The following is a 17147-nucleotide window of genomic DNA, read 5'->3' on the forward strand; positions in this document are numbered from 1 at the left end:
CGCGGTTATTTTCCGCCGGTTAACCCGCGGTGAAATAAACGGCCGGGAATGAGCCTGGAGAATAAAAATCTGGATAACCATTAACGCGGATGACGCGAATTAAAATTATTGATGCGCTGCGCCTGTAAATGATTGAGCTCATCGATCCGTTGCTGCTGCAGATGATTGATCTCGTCGTAGGCGTCCTGCCGTTCATGATGCCGATACGCCCCGGTCGCCGCCGCACCGGCGGTGAGTGCCAGCGGATGCGCCACAGCCGCGACCGGCGCGGGTGTAACGACGATCGGCGCCGGCGCGATCACCACGGTGCGTGGCGCCGCGTAGGGATAGGCGACAATCACCGCCGCCTGGGTGGCGCTGGTGCAAAGCCCCAATAGCAACAACAGTTTTTTCATGCAACAGACCTCTTGTTTCGTTAAATCGACGTGTTGGCCGTTACGGTAAACGGGTCTGACGCGCAGGTTTAAGCTCAGCGTGTGATTGCCCGGCGCAGCGCGAAAATAATAATTAAGGGAATGGCTCAGACGGTAAAAAATAAATTCAGCCGACATAGTTTGACATGCTAAAAAAATAAATAATGACGCAGAATGACCAGGCTATCGGCAATAATTCCGCTGGGCCAAAGAATAATCGATCGGCGGGTTTTCCGGGTCGCCTTGAGGCCTGCGCGCCAATTGAGACGCCGATCGTTATCACGTTATACTTTGGCCCCGTTGCCGGGCGCGACGTTATCCGGCGTTTTTTTGATCGCGCCCATGATTTTTCCTGCCGACGCGGGCGTAGGATAGGTGTCGGCACAGATTTAGTTAACCGTATAAAATCAGTAGGTTATTGTCATCCAGTGCGACAATGACGTTAAGGACGTTTATCGACATGCAAAAAATGACCAACGCGGTACAGAATTACGCCTGGGGCAGCCACGATGCGCTGACCCGTCTTTACGGCATCGCCAACCCGGATAATCAGCCGATGGCCGAACTGTGGATGGGCGCCCATCCCAAGAGCCCTTCCCGCGTGCCGGGCGCCGACGGTGAACTGCGTTCGCTGCGCGATCTGATCAACGAAGACCAGCCAAAACAGCTGGGCGCCAACGTCGCCAGCCGTTTTGGCGAGTTGCCGTTCCTGTTTAAAGTGCTGTGCGCCGATCAGCCGCTGTCGATCCAGGTCCACCCGAGCAAAGCGGCGGCCGAAGTCGGCTTCGCGAAAGAGAACGCCGCAGGCATCCCGCTGAGCGCCGCCGAACGCAACTACAAAGATCCCAATCACAAGCCCGAGCTGGTGTTCGCCCTGACGCCGTTCCTGGCGATGAACGGTTTTCGCGAACTGGCCGATATCGTTTCCCTGCTGCAACCGATCGCCGGCGCGCACCACGACATCGCCGCCTTCCTGCAACAGCCGGACACCGCGCATCTCGCGACCCTGTTCGCCAGCCTGTTGACGATGAGCGGCGAACAAAAATCGCTGGCGCTCGGCGTGCTGAAAGCCGCGCTCAACAACCAGCAGGGGGAACCCTGGGATACCGTGCGCTTCATCGCCGGCTTCTATCCGGACGACAGCGGTCTGTTCTCACCGCTGCTGCTGAACGTGGTGCAGCTCGCGCCGGGCGAGGCGATGTTCCTGTATGCCGAAACGCCGCACGCCTACCTGAAAGGCGTGGCGCTGGAGGTGATGGCCAACTCGGATAACGTGCTGCGCGCGGGCCTGACGCCGAAATTCATCGACGTGCCCGAGCTGCTGGCCAACCTGCAGTTCCGCCCGCAACCGGCTTCCGGCCTGCTGACCCAACCGGAGCAACGTGGCAACGAGCTGTTCTTCCCGATCCCGGTGGAGGATTTCGCCTTCTCACTGCACGATTTGACCGCCGCACCACAGGCGCTGGCACAGCGAAGCGCCGCCATCGTGTTCTGCGTCGCCGGCGAAGCGACGCTGGAGAAATCCGGGCAACGCCTGACGCTCAAACCGGGCGAATCCTGCTTTATTGGGGCGTTCGAATCCCCGGTCAACGTCAGCGGCAGCGGCCGTATCGCCCGGGTTTATAACCAGCTGGCCTAACCGTTGATAAATTTCAGCAAATTGCTTGCTGAAAGCGAGAGCTACCCCCACAATTAAACGCCTGCGGGCGTTTTTTGTCGGCCCCTATTTGCCCCTCCCATGCAACGGAGGGTGATAAGAAAAAAGGATGAAACAGAGCTATGAAAAAATCGTTAGTCGCTGTCAGCGTCATTGTCGTTCTTGGCGCAGCATGGACCGGGGCATCCTGGTACACCGGGAAACAGATCGAGCAACACATGGGCGAAGTCGTCGACAACGCCAACGGCCAACTGAAAGCCTACCTGCCGAAAGCCGGCGTCAAGCTGAGCTATGAAAATTACCAGCGCGGCCTGTTCAGCAGTAAAGTGCGTTATGTGCTGCGTTCCGACGGCACGGATACCAGTGAAAATGCGGCGCTGAAAGCCGGTGAAGAAGTGGCGTTCCTGGAAACCATCGATCACGGTCCGTTCCCGTTCGCGCAGCTGAAAAAATTCAACCTGCTGCCGAGCATGGCGTCGGTGCATACCGAGCTGGAAAACACCCCTGCGGTGAAAGGCCTGTTTGAAACCACCAAAGGCAAATCGCTGTTTACCGCCGATTCGCGCATCTCGTACAGCGGCGATACCGCGTCCACCATCGACTTTATCCCACTGGACTACCAGAAGGATAAATCTTCGCTGAAATTCAGCGGCGCCACCATTGACGCCGATGTGTCCCGCGATCTGAAAAAATTCGCGCTGGACGCCAATAGCGACACTATTGTGTTCGCCAGCCCGAACGAATTCGGCCAAAACGAGCAGATCACCTTCCAGGGCTTCAACCTGAAAGGCAACAGCAACGAAAGCAAGTTCGGCGTGAAGCTCGGCGATCAGACGATGACGCTGAAGCAGTTCAAACTGACGATCGACGGTAAAGATACCGTGGCGTTGGACGGTTTCAATCTGGTGAGCAAGTTTGGCGAGCAAGGCAGCAGCAATATCGGCGGCCAGATCGACTACACCATGGACGCGCTCAAGGTGCAGGGCAACGACTTCGGTGCCGGTAAACTGACGCTGAAAATCGACAACGTCGACGGCAAGGCGCTGAAAGACTTCTCCGACAGCTACAACCGCCAAACCATGGCGCTGCTGCAGCAGGGCGAGAACCTGGATCCGGACGTCTACGAACAGCAGACCTCCGAGATGCTGCAAAAGAACCTGCCGATGCTGCTGAAAGGCAACCCGAGCCTCAGCATCGCCCCGCTGAGCTGGAAAAACAGCAAGGGTGAGAGCGTCTTCACGCTGGATCTGGCGATGACCGATCCGAGCAAGGCCGCCTCCCCGGCACAATCGCCGGATCAGCTGATCGCTCAGGCGGTTAAAAAGCTGGATATCAACCTGACCATTCCGGAAGCGATGGCTACCGAAGTGACCGCGAAGACCGCCTTGTTGCAGGGCTATAATGCGGAAGACGCGCAGAAACTGGCGCAGCAGCAAGTGCAGGGCCTGGCGGCCATGGGTCAGATGTTCAAGCTGACCACCCAGAAAGACGGCGTGATCGCGAGCAAGTTCCACTACGCTGACAATCAGGTTGACCTGAACGGCAACAAGATGTCGCTGCAGGAGTTCATCGGCCAGTTCGCCATGCTGGGCGCCCCGGCGGAAGACGCTGAACCGGCTCAGGAAGCGGAACCCGCTCCGGTACCGGCGCAGTAATCGCCTGAAAACCTGACAAGGGCCCCCTGCGGGGCCCTTTTTATTTACGCTGCATAAACCGCATCGCGGATCTGCTGCGGGTAGCGGCCGCACATGCCCTCAAATGCGGTATTGGTCAAGACAACCACGCTCAGCTGCGCCTGTGGATCAAAGAACCAGCTGTGGCCGTAAACGCCGCCCCAGGTCAGGGTACCGGCATGCTGCGGCGTCTGCGCGGCGTCTGGATCCACCAGCAGCGCGCCGCCAAAGCCGAAGCCCCAGCCCGGCCCTTGCGTTTGCGCCTCGGCGCCGACGTGCGGACTGCGCAGCAACGCCACCGTATCCGGCTGCAACATGCCCTGCCCGCCGCTGCGCAGCGCCTCCACCAGCCGCAGCACGTCGTCGGCATCACCGACCATGCCCGCGCCGCCGGAGGGATAAGCCTCCGCGTTAAGCGCCCGCGCGGGTGAAAACAGCACCTCGCCCCCCGCCATCTCCTCCGGCAGCGCCACCCGCAGGCCTTCATACATGCGCTGTGGCCCCTGCGGGGTGTTGTAATACGGCGTCGCCAGGTTCGCGGCGTCCGTCGCATGGAATGCGGTGTTGCCAAGCCCCAGCGGCTGCGCCACCCATTCGACAAACAGCTGCGGCAACGACATGCCCGTCACCCGCTCCAGCACCGCGCCAAGCACGTCGATCGCCAGCGAATAATTGAAGCGCTCCCCCGGCGCCGACAGCAACGGCGCCTGCGCCAACAGCCGCAGGTTTTGCTCCAGCGTCAGCGTCGACAGCTCCACGCCGTCCTGGATCCCCAACTGATGGTAAACGCCCGCCGGCGGTTGGTTCAGCCGATAGTCCAGCCCGGCGGTATGGCTCAGCAAATGACGAATGCGGATCGCCGGGCGGCGGCCATCGGCCAGCGCCGGGGTAAACCACGGCAGCCAGTCGCTGACTGCATCGTCCAGGCTCAGCTTGCCTTGCTCAATCAAACGCAGCGCCGCCAGCGTGGTATAGGGTTTGGAAACCGACGACAGCCGAAACTGCGTTTCCCGCCGCATCGGTTGCTGCGCTTCGCGATCGGCATAACCGGCCGCACCGGCGTAGCAAATTTCACCCCGCCGCGCCACCAGCACCACGCTGCCGACGATGCGCCCTTCGGCCATCGCCTGTTGATCGATCGCCGCGATCCGTTCTGTTAACGCCTGTTGTATTGCCGACATGATTTTAATCTCTCTGAGGGAAAGTAAAAATCAGTCTAAAACGTTCTTCATAAATTAAAATAAGGCATAATTTAATGAATCATTAAGCACAGGTTATTGATAGATGAGTTCACTCCTGCAACTGCTGCCCTATTTCGAAGCCGTGGCACGCCTGGGCAACTTTACCCGCGCGGCCAGCCAACTGGGCGTCACGCCGCCGGCGGTGTCGCAAAACATTCAGGCGCTGGAGAATCAGCTGGGAGTGCGGTTATTTCACCGCACCAGCCGCTCGGTGCGCCTCAGCGACGAAGGCCGGTTGTTCTATCAGAAGGTATCGCCGGCCATGGGCCAGATCGATGTGGCGGCGGACGATGTGCGCGCCCTGGGCGCACAGCCGGCAGGCCTGCTGCGCATTACGCTGCCGCAGTTGGCCGCTTCGCTGCTGGTGATGCCGCATCTGGCGGCGTTTCAGCGGCGCTATCCCGAGGTGCAGCTGGAGCTGTTTACCGAAGACCGCTTTTCCGATCTGGTGCTGGGCAGTTTCGATGCCGGCATTCGCATGCACGCCATGCTGCAAAAGGACATGATCGCCGTGCCGATCGATAACGGCCAGCGCCGGGTGCTGGTCGCTTCGCCTGGCTATCTGGCGCGCTGCGGCGCACCGGCCACGCCGGACGATCTGCTCGCGCACCATTGCCTGCGCTACCGTTTTCCCGGCAGCGGCAAACTGGAACCCTGGTATTTCAGCCTGGGCGACGATGAACGCGCGCTGGACGTCAGCGGCAGTTTGATTTTTAACGAAGACAGGCTGATCAAGGATGCGGCGTTGGCGGGGCTGGGTATCGCACAGCGTTTTCAGGGCACGGTGTTGCAGGAGCTGGCACAGGGGCAACTGGTGGAAGTGCTGCCGGGTTACGCCAGCGAAGCATCGGGATTTTTCATCTACTTCCCCGCCGGCAGACATCTGCCGCTCAAACTGCGCGCCTTTATCGATTTCATGCGCGAGCAACGTGAACGGCAGCATCGGTGGTAGGGGCGCCCCGCCGGCGCCCCTGATTGTCAGCGCTTCTCCAGCGCCTGGATGATGCGATAAGTCGCCTCGACCCGATCGTCGTTCGGGAACCATTTGTTGGCCAGCATCACCACGGCGATATTCTTCGCCGGGATGAACACCGCGTAGGTGGAGAAACCGCCGGTAGAGCCGGTTTTGTTATACCAGCCGGCGCGCAATTCCGGCTGCGGCGGCGTGATGGCGGTAGCCGGCGTGCCATTCATGATCATCCCGGCGTTGTTGCCCTCGATCAAACGCGACAGTTTCACCGGATACGGGTAGTTCTCCCACATCAGATCCTGCGTGAACGCGCCCGCCTTATAATAGCCGACGTGCGTCCCGGCCAGCGCGTCGCGCCACGGCTGTGCGACCTTCACCTGCTGCAGGTTGGCGTCCAGATAGCGAATCAGATCGCGAGCGTTGGACTTGATGCCGTAAGACTCGGCGTCCAGCGGGCCGGGATTGACCCGCACCGGCTTATCGTCCTTGTTGTAACCCTGCGCATAGTTGGCCATCTGCGCCGCCGGCACCTGAACGTAGGTGTGGCTCATGCCCAACGCCGGCAACATCCCCTGTTCCATCGCCTGGATAAACGGCTGGTCGAGGCTTTTGGCGGCGATCATGCCCAGCATGCCGATACCGAGATTGGAATAGACGCGGTAGCTGCCCGCCGGGTGTTTCGGCTGCCAGGCCCGGTAGTAGGCCATCAGTTGGGCGTTGTCGGTCACGTCGTCCGGCACGAACAGCGGCAGGCCGGAGGTATGCGTCGCCAGATTCAGCAGGCTGACGCCGTCGAAGGCGCTGCCGCGCAGCTCGGGCAGATAGCGGCTGGCCGGATCGCTGAACGACAGCTTACCCTGCTGCTGCGCATAGACCGCCAGCGTCGCGGTGAAGGTTTTGCTCAGCGAGCCCACTTCGAACAGCGTCTGCTCGGTGATCGGTTTGCCGGTCTGCTTCGAGGCCACGCCATACGGGTAAATCTGCTGTTTGCCGTCGACCGACACGGCGATCGCCATACCCGGCACGCCGTATTTTTTCATCAGCGGCTGAATAACGGCGTCGATATCCTGCTGCTGCGCGGCCTGTGCGGTCGGCAGGATCAGCGCGGCGATCAACGCGGCCGCCAGGCGGTTCATTTTCGTCATGATAGAAGCTCTCAGGTTGCAGGGCATCGGCCGCGGCCAAAAGTTTTTATTGGCGTTATGCACGGCGCTTTCCCTGGTTGATGATGTCATTCCTTTACGGCTGCCACGACGCTCTCAGCAGCCGCGCCAAATATCGGATTTTGCCGCCGGGTTGACAAGCGATAATAATTTCAGCCAGCATAAAGAAAAACTTATGGCTATCGACAATGCGCAATCGACTTCCCCTCAACGCCCTGCGGGCGTTCGAATCCTCCGCCCGCCACCTGAACTTCACCCGCGCCGGCCTGGAGCTGCGCGTCACCCAGGCCGCCGTCAGCCAGCAGGTGCGCATGCTGGAAGAACAGCTGGGCATTCAGCTGTTCCGCCGCCTGCCGCGCGGCCTGGATCTGACCGAAGAAGGCCAGGCGCTGCTGCCGGTGTTGAACGACGCCTTCGACCGCATCGAGGCGGTGCTGCAACAGTTCGAAGGCGGGCATTTCCACGAGGTGCTGACGGTGGCGGTGGTCGGCACCTTCGCCGTCGGCTGGCTGATGCCGAGGCTGGCGGCGTTCCGCACGGCGCACCCGTTTATCGATCTACGGGTGCTGACCCACAACAACCTGGTCAATCTGTCGGCCGACGGCATGGATTTCGCCATCCGCTTCGGCGAAGGCCTCTGGCCCGCCACCTGCAATATCAAGCTGTTCGACGCGCCGCTGACGGTGCTCTGCCCGCCGGCGGTCGCCGCGCGCCTGCGCACGCCGCAGGATCTGCAGCACGAGCAGCTGATGCGCACCTACCGCAAGGATGAATGGGAGCGCTGGTTCACGGCTGCGCAGGTGACGCCGTGGCGGATCAACGGCCCGGTGTTCGACTCGTCAAGACTGATGGTGGAAGGCGCGATCCAGTGCGACGGTGTGGCGCTGGCGCCGGTCAGCATGTTCCGCCGCGAACTGGCCGCCGGCGCGCTGCAGCGGCCGTTCGCCGCCGAGGCCGCGCTTGGCGCCTATTGGCTGACCCATTTGAAGTCGCGGGATCTGACGCCGGCGATGAAAACCTTTATCGGCTGGATCCGCCGGGAGGCGGAAGAGGAACAGCGGCGGGATTAGGCGGAGCCGCGCCGGATCAGCGTCGGCGGCAGAATGACGTTCTGCGCCGGCAGGTCGGCGTCACCGATGCGCTGCAGCAGGCGCGCGGCGGCGCTGCGCCCCACTTCCCGCGCCGAGCTGGAGACGAAGGTCAGCGGCGGCTCGGTCAGCTCGGCCTCCGGCACGTCGCCGAAGCCGATCAGCGCCACCTGCCGCCCGTAGTAAGCGTCAACCCCGTCCGAGCCGATGCTGCGGCCGCTGCGCGTCAGGCCAAAATAGGCGCCCAGCGCCACCGAAGCCTTATGGCAAACGACAGCGGTAATGTTCGGATAGTGGCGCAGCAGCTGTTCCGCCGCTTGCGCCGCCTCACGCTGCCGGCAATCGCACTCGACGATCCATTCGCTGCGAAACGGCAGGCCGTACTGCACCAGCGTGGCGCAAAAACCGCCCAACCGCTCGGCACGCGTCAATGAGTCGCTTTGGCCGCCAAGGTAGGCGATTTGGCTGTGGCCGCGTTTGATCAAAAATTCGGTGGCCAGTTTGGCGGCCTGCATGTTGTCCGGCCGCACCACGTCCACCCCATCGAGACCGCTGGAGCGCGCCACGCACACCAGCGGTACGCCCTGCTCGGCCGCCTTCTCCTTCAACCCAGCCGCCGCGCGAATGCCGCCGGCCAGCACGATACCGTCGACGCCCTGCGCCAGCAGCGCGTCAAACGCCCGCTGCAAGCCCTGGCCGTCGCGCCCGCTCTGGGTTAAAAACAGCAGTTTGTCGTGCGCCTCCAGCGCTTCGCTCAGCCCGGCGGTCATTTCGGCATAGAAGGGTTCGCAAATGTCGCGCAGAACGAGGCCGATCACCCCGGATTCACCGCCGCGCAGCGTCGCCGCCTGACGATTGCGCACGTAGCCCAGCTGCTCTATCGCCTGATTGACCTTCTCGACGGTGGTCGGCGAAATCCGCCCCTTGCCGCTCAACACCAGGGAAACCGTGGTGACCGACACGCCCGCCTGCTGCGCCACATCGGTGATGGTGATTTTTTTGATGCTCATAGTCTCTGCGAACCCGTTCCTGGGCAACCCGCGCCGTAATGATCAAGGGTATACCGAATCCGTTAGCTCAGTAAAACGTTTTACTGCCTGCCGCATTGTCGCCAAAAACCGGGCGGCAGATTTGTGATTGGTGGCGCATTTTTGCTAGGTAAAACGTTTTATCTTCTTTTTACCTAATCAACAGTCCCCTTTTTGCTCGTCTTTTCGCCAGGAGAAGTCGGTTATGTCAGCAGCCAACAAACCCAAAATCACCCTCTGGGAGTTCTTCCAGAGCCTGGGCAAAACGTTCATGTTGCCCGTCGCCTTGCTCTCTTTCTGCGGCATCATGCTGGGGATCGGCAGCTCGCTGAGCAGCCGCGACGTGATCACCCTGATGCCGTTTATCGGCCACCCGATCTTCCAGCTGATCTTCACCTGGATGAGCAAGGTAGGCTCCTTCGCCTTCAGCTTCCTGCCGGTGATGTTCGCCATCGCCATTCCGCTGGGCATGGCGCGCGAAAACAAAGGCGTCGCCGCGTTCTCCGGTTTCGTCGGCTTCGCCGTGCTGAATCTGGGCACCAACTTCTACCTGACCGCCGCCGGCGTGCTGCCCACCAGCGATCCGCTGGTGCTGAAAGCCAACAATATCCAGAACATCCTCGGCATTCAGTCGATCGATACCGGCATCCTCGGCGCGGTGATCGTCGGCATCATCGTCTATCGCCTGCATGAACGCTTCCACACCATCCGCCTGCCGGACGCGCTGGCGTTTTTCGGCGGCACGCGCTTCGTGCCAATCGTCACCACCGTGGTGCTGGGCCTGTGCGGCCTGGTGATCCCGCTGATCTGGCCGTGGTTCGCCGCCGGCATCACCGGGCTGGGCTGGGTGATCAACAGCGCCGGCGCCTTTGGCCCGATGCTGTTCGGCACCGGTGAACGCTTGCTGCTGCCGTTCGGCCTGCAGCACATTCTGGTGGCGCTGATCCGCTTTACCGAGGCGGGCGGTACGATGGAGGTGTGCGGCCACAGCGTCAGCGGCGCCCTGACCATCTTCCAGGCGCAGCTCTCCTGCCCGACCACCACCGGCTTCGCCGAGAGCGCCACCCGCTTCCTGTCACAGGGTAAAATGCCGGCGTTCCTCGGCGGCCTGCCGGGCGCGGCGCTGGCGATGTACCACTGCGCTAAACCGGAGAATCGTCACAAAATCAAAGGGCTGTTGATTTCCGGCGTGGTGGCCTGCGTGGTCGGCGGCACCACCGAACCGATCGAGTTCCTGTTCCTGTTCGTCGCGCCGTTCCTGTATCTGATCCACGCGCTGCTCACCGGGTTGGGCTTTACCGTGATGGCGCTGCTGGGCGTGACCATCGGCAACACCGACGGCAACATCATCGACTTCGTGGTGTTCGGCATTCTGCACGGCACCGCCACCAAGTGGTATCTGGTGCCGGTGGTGGCCGCCGTCTGGTTCGTCGGCTATTACGCCATTTTCCGCTTCGCCATCCAGCGCTTTAACATCAAAACGCCGGGCCGTGAGAGCGACAGCGCCGTCAGCCAAAGCGCGCCGAGCGGCGCGGTGGGCAAATCCGGCTACAACGTGCCGGCGATTCTGGCGGCCCTCGGCGGCCCGGGCAACGTTATCACGCTGGACAACTGCATCACCCGCCTGCGCCTGTCGGTCAACGACATGAGCCGGGTGGACGATGCGGCGCTGAAGGCCAACCGCGCCATCGGCGTAGTGCATCTCAACGACCATAATCTGCAGGTGGTGATCGGCCCGCAGGTGCAATCGGTGAAAGATGAATTAGACTCACTGATAGCCACGGCGCAACCTGCCGCGGCGCTGCAGGGAGCCACCCATGTTTGATTTCTCCACCCCGATCGACCGCCACGGCACCTGGTGCACCCAGTGGGACTATATCGCCGATCGATTCGGCAGCGACGACCTGCTGCCGTTCACCATCTCCGATATGGATTTCGCCACCGCGCCGTGCATTCTCGAGGCGTTGCAGCAACGCCTGCAGCACGGCGTGCTGGGCTACAGCCGCTGGCAGCACGAGGATTTTCTCGGCGCGCTGCGCCACTGGTATCAGCAACGTTTCAACGTCGCCATCGACACCGCAACGGCGGTGTACGGCCCCTCCGTTATCTACATGGCGGCGCAGCTGATCCGCCAATGGTCCGTACCAGGCGACTATGTGGTGACCCATACCCCGGCCTACGACGCCTTCTACAAGGTGATCCTCGCCAACCAACGCCAACTGTTGGCCTGCCCGCTGCACAAGGCCGGCGACGACTGGCGCTGCGACATGGCGCACCTTGAGGCGTTGCTGGCGCGGCCGCAAACCAAGATCCTGCTGCTGTGCAGCCCGCATAATCCCACCGGCAAAGTGTGGCGCCGCGACGAGTTGCAGCAGATGGCCGAACTGTGCGAGCGCCACGACGTACGCGTCATCAGCGACGAAATCCACATGGATATGGCATGGGGGGAACACCGCCATACGCCGTGGAGCCAGGTAGCGACCGGCGCCTGGGCCTTGCTGACCTCCGGCTCCAAGAGTTTCAATATCCCAGCACTGACCGGCGCCTACGGCTTTATCAGCGACGACGCCAGCCGCGAAGCCTATTTCCAGCAGCTCAAAGCCCGCGACGGCCTCTCCTCGCCGGCGGTGCTGGCGGTGGCGGCGCACGTGGCTGCCTATCGCCACGGTGAACCCTGGCTGGACGCCCTGCGCGACTATCTGCAGGATAATCTGAGCTACGTCGCCGAACGGCTGGAGCAGGCGTTTCCCGCGCTGGGCTGGCGCCCGCCGCAGGCCACCTACCTGGCCTGGATCGATCTGCGGCCGCTGGCCGTAGACGATCGGGCGCTGCAGCAGGTGCTGATTGAGCGCGAAAAGGTGGCGATCATGCCGGGCTTTACCTACGGCGAGGAAGGCCGCGGGTTCCTGCGTCTCAACGTCGGCTGCCCGCGCGGCAAGCTGGAGGCCGGCATGGACAAGCTGATCGCCGGGTTGAGGGTGGTGCTGGACGAGCAATAACGCGAGGGGGGCGAGCCTCTGCCCGCCCCTCCGTTACGCCTGAACAGACGGAATTTCCTCCAGATGACGATAGACCGTCAATCCCCATTCGTTAGCCAACCGCACGTCGTTATCGGCCCCCGCAGATGCCCCTTCGATGCGATACACCGCCTGACACTGCGCAATCAGCCGATGGGCCACCGGGTAAAGAAACGCCTCGCTCACCGCATCGCCAACCTGAGTGGAGCCTGATTCACGACGATAATGCGATACACCTCGCATTATTTGTGATTCAAGTCACTTTTTTATGCAACGAGATGGCAAGTTTCATTCATTTGTTTTTATACTGTTCTGCACTTTACCTACGATAAATTAGCGAGTGCCCAGCATGATCGATCCCCGCCTACCGCTTACCGACATTCACCGCCATCTCGACGGCAACATCCGCGCGCAGACCATTCTCGACCTCGGTCGCCAGTTCAACCTCACCCTGCCGGCCAACGATTTGGAGAGCCTGCGCCCGCACGTGCAGATCACCCACGCCGAACCGGATCTGGTCAGCTTCCTGCAGAAACTGGACTGGGGCGTAGCGGTGCTGGGCGATCTGGACGCCTGCCGCCGGGTGGCCTACGAAAACGTCGAGGACGCCGCCAACGCCGGCCTGCACTACGCCGAGCTGCGTTTTTCCCCTTACTACATGGCGATGAAGCATCAGCTGCCGGTCGCCGGCGTGGTGGAAGCGGTGATCGACGGGATCCGCTCGGGCTGCCGCGATCGCGACATCGACATTCGCCTGATCGGCATCATGAGCCGCACCTTTGGCGAGGCCGCCTGTTTGCAGGAGCTGGAAGGATTGCTGGCGCACCGCGACGGCATTACCGCATTGGATTTGGCGGGCGATGAGCTGGGCTTCCCCGGCAGCCTGTTCCTCAACCACTTCAACCGCGCGCGCGACGCCGGCCTGCGCATCACCGTGCACGCGGGCGAAGCCGCCGGCCCGGAAAGCATCTGGCAGGCGATCCGCGAGCTGGGTGCCGAACGTATCGGCCACGGGGTAAAAGCGGTTGAAGATCCGGCGCTGATGGACTTCCTGGCGGAACACGGCATCGGCATCGAATCCTGCCTGACCTCCAACATCCAGACCAGCACCGTGCCGTCACTGGCGCAGCATCCGCTGGCCACCTTCCTGCGCCATGGCGTGCTGGCGTCGATCAACACCGACGATCCGGCGGTTCAGGGCATCGAGATCGAGCATGAATACCGCGTCGCCGCGCCGCAGGCCGGGCTGACGCCGGCAGAAATCCGCACCGCGCAGGAAAACGGCCTGAAGCTGGCCTTCCTCAGCGAGCAGGAAAAACAGGCGCTGCGCGCCAAAGTTCAGGGCTAATCTCCCCAGGCGCCAAACGGCGCCTTCTTCTCATCCCCCGTTTTCTTCCGCCTGCTCGTCTTTATCGCTGTTTTCACCCCATCACTCTGTTGCAAGAGAGGAGATCCGTATGTCTGACAAACTACGCCGTATCGTGCTGACCGGCGGCCCGGGTTCGGGCAAAAGCACGCTCATCGACGTTCTTCATCGCCGCGGTTACCCGCATTCGCAGGAGGCGGGCCGGGCGATTATTCAGGATCAGGTGAGTATTGGCGGCAATGCGCTGCCGTGGGGCGATCGCCAGGCTTTCGCCGAGCGGATGCTCGATTGGGAACTGCGTTCATGGCGCGAAGCGACGGGCGCAACATGCTGGTTCTTCGATCGCGGCCTGCCGGATATCGCCGGTTACCTGACGCTGTGCGGATTATCGATCCCCGCCCCCTTAACGGCGGCGATCGACGCCTTTCGCTATGCCGATACGGTGTTCATCGCCCCGCCGTGGCGAGCGATTTATGCGCAGGACAGCGAGAGAAAACAGTCTTTCGCCGAAGCCGAGCAAACCTATCGGGCGATGGTGGCCATCTATCGCCGTTATGGCTATCGGCTGCAAGAGCTGCCGCGCGCCTCACCCGATGAGCGCGCCGACTTTCTGCTCGACGCGCTGAGCCACCGCTAGCGGCCTGCGGCCTATTTGGCCGCCAGCGCCTCCGCCTCGGCCCGCTGTTTGGCGGTTTTACGCGCATAGCGCTGCGCCAGCACCGCGCACACCATCAGTTGCACCTGGTGGAAAATCATCAGCGGCAGCACCATGGCGCCCACCGCCGCGGCCGGGAACAGCACGTTGGCCATCGGGATGCCGTTCGCCAGGCTCTTTTTCGAACCGCAGAACACAATGGTGATTTCATCGGCGGTGTTGAAGCCCAGCCAGCGCGCCGCGTAGGTGTTGATCACCAGCACCACCGTCAGCAGCACCAGCGACATCACCAGGATGGTCAGCAGCGACCAGCCGTCGATACGGTGCCAAATCCCTTCCACCACCGCCGCACTGAACGCGGTATACACCACCAGCAGGATCGACGAACGGTCGGTCAGGTTAATCAGTTTGCGATGGCGGTCGATCCACTTGCCGATCAGCGGCCGCGCCAGATGGCCGATCACGAACGGCACCATCAGTTGCAGAATGATTGAGCCAATGGCGTGCAGCACGTCGGTATTGCCGCCCTGGGTATGCATCAACGCCCCCACCAGCAGCGGCGACAGGAACACGCCAAGAATGCTGGACGCCGAGGCGCTACAGATCGCCGCCGCCACGTTGCCGCCCGCCGCCGAGGTAAAGGCGATGGCCGACTGCACCGTGGCCGGCAGCGCGCACAGATAGAGGAAGCCGAGATAGACCGTCGGCGTCATGATGCCCGGCACCAGCAGGTTCATCGCCAGCCCGAGCAGCGGGAACAGCGCAAAGGTGCTGAGGAACACCAGCAGATGCAGCTTCCAGTGGCTCATGCCGGCGACGATCGCCTCGCGCGACAGCTTGGCGCCGTGCATAAAGAACAGCAGCGCGATGGCGGCGGTGGTCAGGTGTTCAAAGAAGGTTTTCCAGATGCCTTCGCAGGGGAACAGCGAGGCGACGATCACCACCAAAATCAGAACCAGCAAAAATTTATCAATGCGCAAACGCTGCAACCAGGACATGAAACGAATTTCCTTGCACGTAAAGTCGTAAAAAGGCCCGACGTTGCGCCGGGCACAGAGAAATGGGCGGTATCAAACCACCGGCAGCGCCTGCTGCAGCCGGGCCGATTCCAGCCCCAGTTCAATCAATGCCATCACCGCGATGGCGTCGGCGGCCGGCACCGGGTTTTCGCCTATGCCGGTGATCGCGTCGCGCACCGCCGCGTAATAAGCCGGATAATTGCCGGGAATGTTGAGCAGCGGTTGTTCCGCCAGCAGATCGTCACGTGACAGCGTCACCACGCCGTCGCGCATGTCATAGCCCCAATCGGCCTGCGGCAAGCGCTCGCCGGCCTTCAGCCGGTCCTCCTGCGGATCGAGGCCGTATTTGACATAGCTGCCGCGGGTGCCGTGCACGACGTAGCGCGGGCTCTCCGCCGCCGCCAGCATGCTGGCGTGCAGCACCACGCGGCGATCGCCATAGCTCAGCAGCGCGTGAAAATAGTCCACCGCCTGTGCCCCCGGCCGCAGCTCACCCAGATCGACGAACAGCCGCTCGGGTTTGCCGAAGAGTTGCAGCGCCTGATCGAGCAGATGCGGCCCCAAATCGAACCAGATGCCGCTGCCGGCGCCGCCCTGTTCGCGCCAGCGCTGGCGCACCTGTGGCCGGTAGCGATCGAAATGCGACTCGAAATACACCACCTCGCCCAACGAACCGTCGTTCAGCAGCGCTTTGAGGGTCAGGAAATCGCTGTCCCAGCGACGGTTGTGGAACACCGACAGCAGTAAACCGCTCTGCTGCGCCTGCTGTTGCAGCGCCTGTGCTTGTGACAGCGTCACGGTAAACGGTTTATCCACCACCACGTGCTTGCCGGCGGCCAGCGCCTGTTGCGCCAGCGGGAAATGGGTATCGTTGGGGGTAGGAATGACGATCAGATCGAGGGCCGGATCGGCGAACAGCGCTTGCGCATCCCCCACGACCGTCATCGACGGCCAGTCGGCGTGCACTTTGCCGGCATCGCTGCTGGAAACGGCGGCCAGTTCCAGCCCCGGCGTACCGGCGATTAGCGGCGCATGAAAGGTTTTACCGGCGTAGCCGTAACCGACCAGCCCGACACGAATTTTTTCAGCCATGGGATTTCCTCTTGCAGGCTCACGACAGACCCTTTCGATTTGACACCATGCGGCCGGATGGAACAAGAAGTAAATGAGATGTTAATTCGAAGCAAGGCCGGAGTAGCCAAACGTGCGGCCCGGCGCCGCAATGCCGAGCTATCCGCTTGATAGAGATGACGAAGCCTATATTACCCGCTAAGCTATGCCGCCTGTGATCCCCGATTCAATCAGGAAGCCGTTTTATGTCTCAAGCTGAATACTCTCGTATCGGCGGTTGGTTGCTGGCCCCGCTGGCCTATCTGATCGTTACCCTGCTCAGCGCCAGCCTGATGCTGCTCCTGTACGCCATGGCGATCTTCATGCCCGAGTCGCGCGACTATCTGTTGACCAACGCCCAGGCGTTTACCCTGCAATGGTACTTTTCGGTGCTGACCACGCTCTTGATGTGGGGCTTTACCCTGTGGCTGGTGTTTCTGTTCTGCCAGCGGTCGCAGCGCTTCCCTAAACTGTTCCTGCTGTGGCTGCTGATCACGGTGATCCTGGCGGTGAAAGCCTTCGCCTTCGCGCCGGTGCCGGACGAAGTGGCGGTGCGCAGCCTCGGCTGGCCGCTACTGATGGCGGCGCTGCTGGTGCCTTATATCAAGCGCTCGCAGCGGGTCAAAGGCACCTTTACCGAACGTTAAAGGCGGTTGCAGCACGTTTTATCGGGTATTTTGTGTAAATTTTCACCAAAAAAGGCAATACCCCTGCGATTCATATGTTGTCGTCCGGCCGCCGATTCCC

Annotated in this window: 15 protein-coding genes and 1 pseudogene; 9 read left to right on the plus strand and 7 right to left on the minus strand. The window is 61.7% G+C overall.

All coding sequences use genetic code 11. The features are described 5' to 3' along the window. Nucleotides 1-80 precede the first annotated feature (80 nt). Nucleotides 81-395 carry a hypothetical protein gene (locus ACJ8IJ_RS18010; protein WP_049188168.1) on the minus strand — a complete coding sequence of 105 codons (315 nt, stop codon included), beginning with the start codon at nucleotides 393-395 and terminating at the stop codon, nucleotides 81-83. 478 nt (nucleotides 396-873) lie between these two features. Between ACJ8IJ_RS18010 and manA the strand changes: the two genes are divergently transcribed. Further along, entirely contained in the window at nucleotides 874-2052 is a 1179-nt protein-coding gene (manA, locus tag ACJ8IJ_RS18015) for a mannose-6-phosphate isomerase (protein ID WP_004938492.1), read from the plus strand. Between the two features lie 140 nt (nucleotides 2053-2192). Continuing rightward, nucleotides 2193-3725, plus strand: a complete 1533-nt coding sequence (locus tag ACJ8IJ_RS18020) for a YdgA family protein (RefSeq protein ID WP_033633153.1) — start codon at nucleotides 2193-2195, stop codon at nucleotides 3723-3725. Between the two features lie 44 nt (nucleotides 3726-3769). On the opposite strand, the gene ACJ8IJ_RS18025 is transcribed toward ACJ8IJ_RS18020, so the two are convergent. Further along, on the minus strand, nucleotides 3770-4924 hold the full coding sequence (locus ACJ8IJ_RS18025) for a serine hydrolase domain-containing protein (protein ID WP_442518429.1): 1155 nt from the start codon (nucleotides 4922-4924) through the stop codon (nucleotides 3770-3772). Nucleotides 4925-5027: 103 nt separating this feature from the next. Between ACJ8IJ_RS18025 and ACJ8IJ_RS18030 the strand changes: the two genes are divergently transcribed. Further along, complete coding sequence (locus ACJ8IJ_RS18030; protein ID WP_004938483.1) at nucleotides 5028-5936, plus strand: LysR family transcriptional regulator; 909 nt, start codon at nucleotides 5028-5030, stop codon at nucleotides 5934-5936. Between the two features lie 26 nt (nucleotides 5937-5962). Here ACJ8IJ_RS18030 and blaSRT read toward each other — a convergent pair whose 3' ends face one another. Next, nucleotides 5963-7099: an SRT/SST family class C beta-lactamase gene (blaSRT, locus tag ACJ8IJ_RS18035; protein ID WP_442518430.1), complete on the minus strand. Its 1137-nt coding sequence runs from the start codon at nucleotides 7097-7099 to the stop codon at nucleotides 5963-5965. A 206-nt stretch (nucleotides 7100-7305) separates the two neighbouring features. On the opposite strand from blaSRT, the gene ACJ8IJ_RS18040 reads away from it, so the two are divergent. Further along, complete coding sequence (locus tag ACJ8IJ_RS18040; RefSeq protein WP_085336960.1) at nucleotides 7306-8187, plus strand: LysR family transcriptional regulator; 882 nt, start codon at nucleotides 7306-7308, stop codon at nucleotides 8185-8187. On the opposite strand, the gene ACJ8IJ_RS18045 is transcribed toward ACJ8IJ_RS18040, so the two are convergent. Next, a complete protein-coding gene (locus ACJ8IJ_RS18045; RefSeq protein WP_015377763.1) occupies nucleotides 8184-9215 on the minus strand; it encodes a Mal regulon transcriptional regulator MalI in 1032 nt (343 codons plus the stop codon). The genes ACJ8IJ_RS18040 and ACJ8IJ_RS18045 overlap by 4 nt on opposite strands. Nucleotides 9216-9438: 223 nt before the next feature. Here ACJ8IJ_RS18045 and malX point away from each other — a divergent pair, with 223 nt between their 5' ends. Continuing rightward, the gene (gene malX, locus ACJ8IJ_RS18050) at nucleotides 9439-11058 is read left to right on the plus strand and encodes a maltose/glucose-specific PTS transporter subunit IIBC (RefSeq protein WP_015377762.1); all 1620 of its coding nucleotides are present in this window, start codon (nucleotides 9439-9441) and stop codon (nucleotides 11056-11058) included. After that, on the plus strand, nucleotides 11051-12232 hold the full coding sequence (locus ACJ8IJ_RS18055) for a MalY/PatB family protein (protein WP_049188117.1): 1182 nt from the start codon (nucleotides 11051-11053) through the stop codon (nucleotides 12230-12232). Before malX ends, ACJ8IJ_RS18055 begins: the two co-directional genes overlap by 8 nt. A 33-nt stretch (nucleotides 12233-12265) precedes the next feature. On the opposite strand, the pseudogene ACJ8IJ_RS18060 reads toward ACJ8IJ_RS18055, so the two are convergent. Next, a pseudogene (locus ACJ8IJ_RS18060) lies at nucleotides 12266-12463 on the minus strand (NUDIX hydrolase); the annotation flags it as partial. A 136-nt stretch (nucleotides 12464-12599) separates the two neighbouring features. Here ACJ8IJ_RS18060 and add point away from each other — a divergent pair. Next, entirely contained in the window at nucleotides 12600-13598 is a 999-nt protein-coding gene (gene add, locus ACJ8IJ_RS18065) for an adenosine deaminase (RefSeq protein ID WP_004938457.1), read from the plus strand. A 109-nt stretch (nucleotides 13599-13707) separates the two neighbouring features. Continuing rightward, on the plus strand, nucleotides 13708-14253 hold the full coding sequence (locus ACJ8IJ_RS18070; RefSeq protein ID WP_004938455.1) for an AAA family ATPase: 546 nt from the start codon (nucleotides 13708-13710) through the stop codon (nucleotides 14251-14253). Between the two features lie 11 nt (nucleotides 14254-14264). Here the strand turns inward: ACJ8IJ_RS18070 and ACJ8IJ_RS18075 are convergent, their stop codons facing one another. Both ACJ8IJ_RS18075 and ACJ8IJ_RS18080 read right to left on the minus strand, forming a co-directional pair. Beyond that, nucleotides 14265-15269, minus strand: coding sequence for a bile acid:sodium symporter family protein (locus ACJ8IJ_RS18075; protein WP_004938453.1), 1005 nt, complete (start codon nucleotides 15267-15269; stop codon nucleotides 14265-14267). A 72-nt stretch (nucleotides 15270-15341) separates the two neighbouring features. After that, a complete protein-coding gene (locus ACJ8IJ_RS18080; protein ID WP_004938449.1) occupies nucleotides 15342-16382 on the minus strand; it encodes an oxidoreductase in 1041 nt (346 codons plus the stop codon). Nucleotides 16383-16606: 224 nt separating this feature from the next. On the opposite strand from ACJ8IJ_RS18080, the gene ACJ8IJ_RS18085 reads away from it, so the two are divergent. Continuing rightward, nucleotides 16607-17047, plus strand: coding sequence for a DUF2569 domain-containing protein (locus tag ACJ8IJ_RS18085; protein WP_004938446.1), 441 nt, complete (start codon nucleotides 16607-16609; stop codon nucleotides 17045-17047). Nucleotides 17048-17147: the final 100 nt, after the last annotated feature.

The sequence above is a fragment of the Serratia sp. CY40230 genome (assembly GCF_052168835.1).
GTDB lineage: Bacteria > Pseudomonadota > Gammaproteobacteria > Enterobacterales > Enterobacteriaceae > Serratia > Serratia nematodiphila.

Bases quoted from the DNA above. Each gene is read 5' to 3' on its own strand.
- ACJ8IJ_RS18010 (WP_049188168.1), bottom strand. From the start codon at position 395: ATGAAAAAACTGTTGTTGCTATTGGGGCTTTGCACCAGCGCCACCCAG.
- manA (WP_004938492.1), top strand. From the start codon at position 874: ATGCAAAAAATGACCAACGCGGTACAGAATTACGCCTGGGGCAGCCAC.
- ACJ8IJ_RS18020 (WP_033633153.1), top strand. From the start codon at position 2,193: ATGAAAAAATCGTTAGTCGCTGTCAGCGTCATTGTCGTTCTTGGCGCA.
- ACJ8IJ_RS18025 (WP_442518429.1), bottom strand. From the start codon at position 4,924: ATGTCGGCAATACAACAGGCGTTAACAGAACGGATCGCGGCGATCGAT.
- ACJ8IJ_RS18030 (WP_004938483.1), top strand. From the start codon at position 5,028: ATGAGTTCACTCCTGCAACTGCTGCCCTATTTCGAAGCCGTGGCACGC.
- blaSRT (WP_442518430.1), bottom strand. From the start codon at position 7,099: ATGACGAAAATGAACCGCCTGGCGGCCGCGTTGATCGCCGCGCTGATC.
- ACJ8IJ_RS18040 (WP_085336960.1), top strand. From the start codon at position 7,306: ATGCGCAATCGACTTCCCCTCAACGCCCTGCGGGCGTTCGAATCCTCC.
- ACJ8IJ_RS18045 (WP_015377763.1), bottom strand. From the start codon at position 9,215: ATGAGCATCAAAAAAATCACCATCACCGATGTGGCGCAGCAGGCGGGC.
- malX (WP_015377762.1), top strand. From the start codon at position 9,439: ATGTCAGCAGCCAACAAACCCAAAATCACCCTCTGGGAGTTCTTCCAG.
- ACJ8IJ_RS18055 (WP_049188117.1), top strand. From the start codon at position 11,051: ATGTTTGATTTCTCCACCCCGATCGACCGCCACGGCACCTGGTGCACC.
- add (WP_004938457.1), top strand. From the start codon at position 12,600: ATGATCGATCCCCGCCTACCGCTTACCGACATTCACCGCCATCTCGAC.
- ACJ8IJ_RS18070 (WP_004938455.1), top strand. From the start codon at position 13,708: ATGTCTGACAAACTACGCCGTATCGTGCTGACCGGCGGCCCGGGTTCG.
- ACJ8IJ_RS18075 (WP_004938453.1), bottom strand. From the start codon at position 15,269: ATGTCCTGGTTGCAGCGTTTGCGCATTGATAAATTTTTGCTGGTTCTG.
- ACJ8IJ_RS18080 (WP_004938449.1), bottom strand. From the start codon at position 16,382: ATGGCTGAAAAAATTCGTGTCGGGCTGGTCGGTTACGGCTACGCCGGT.
- ACJ8IJ_RS18085 (WP_004938446.1), top strand. From the start codon at position 16,607: ATGTCTCAAGCTGAATACTCTCGTATCGGCGGTTGGTTGCTGGCCCCG.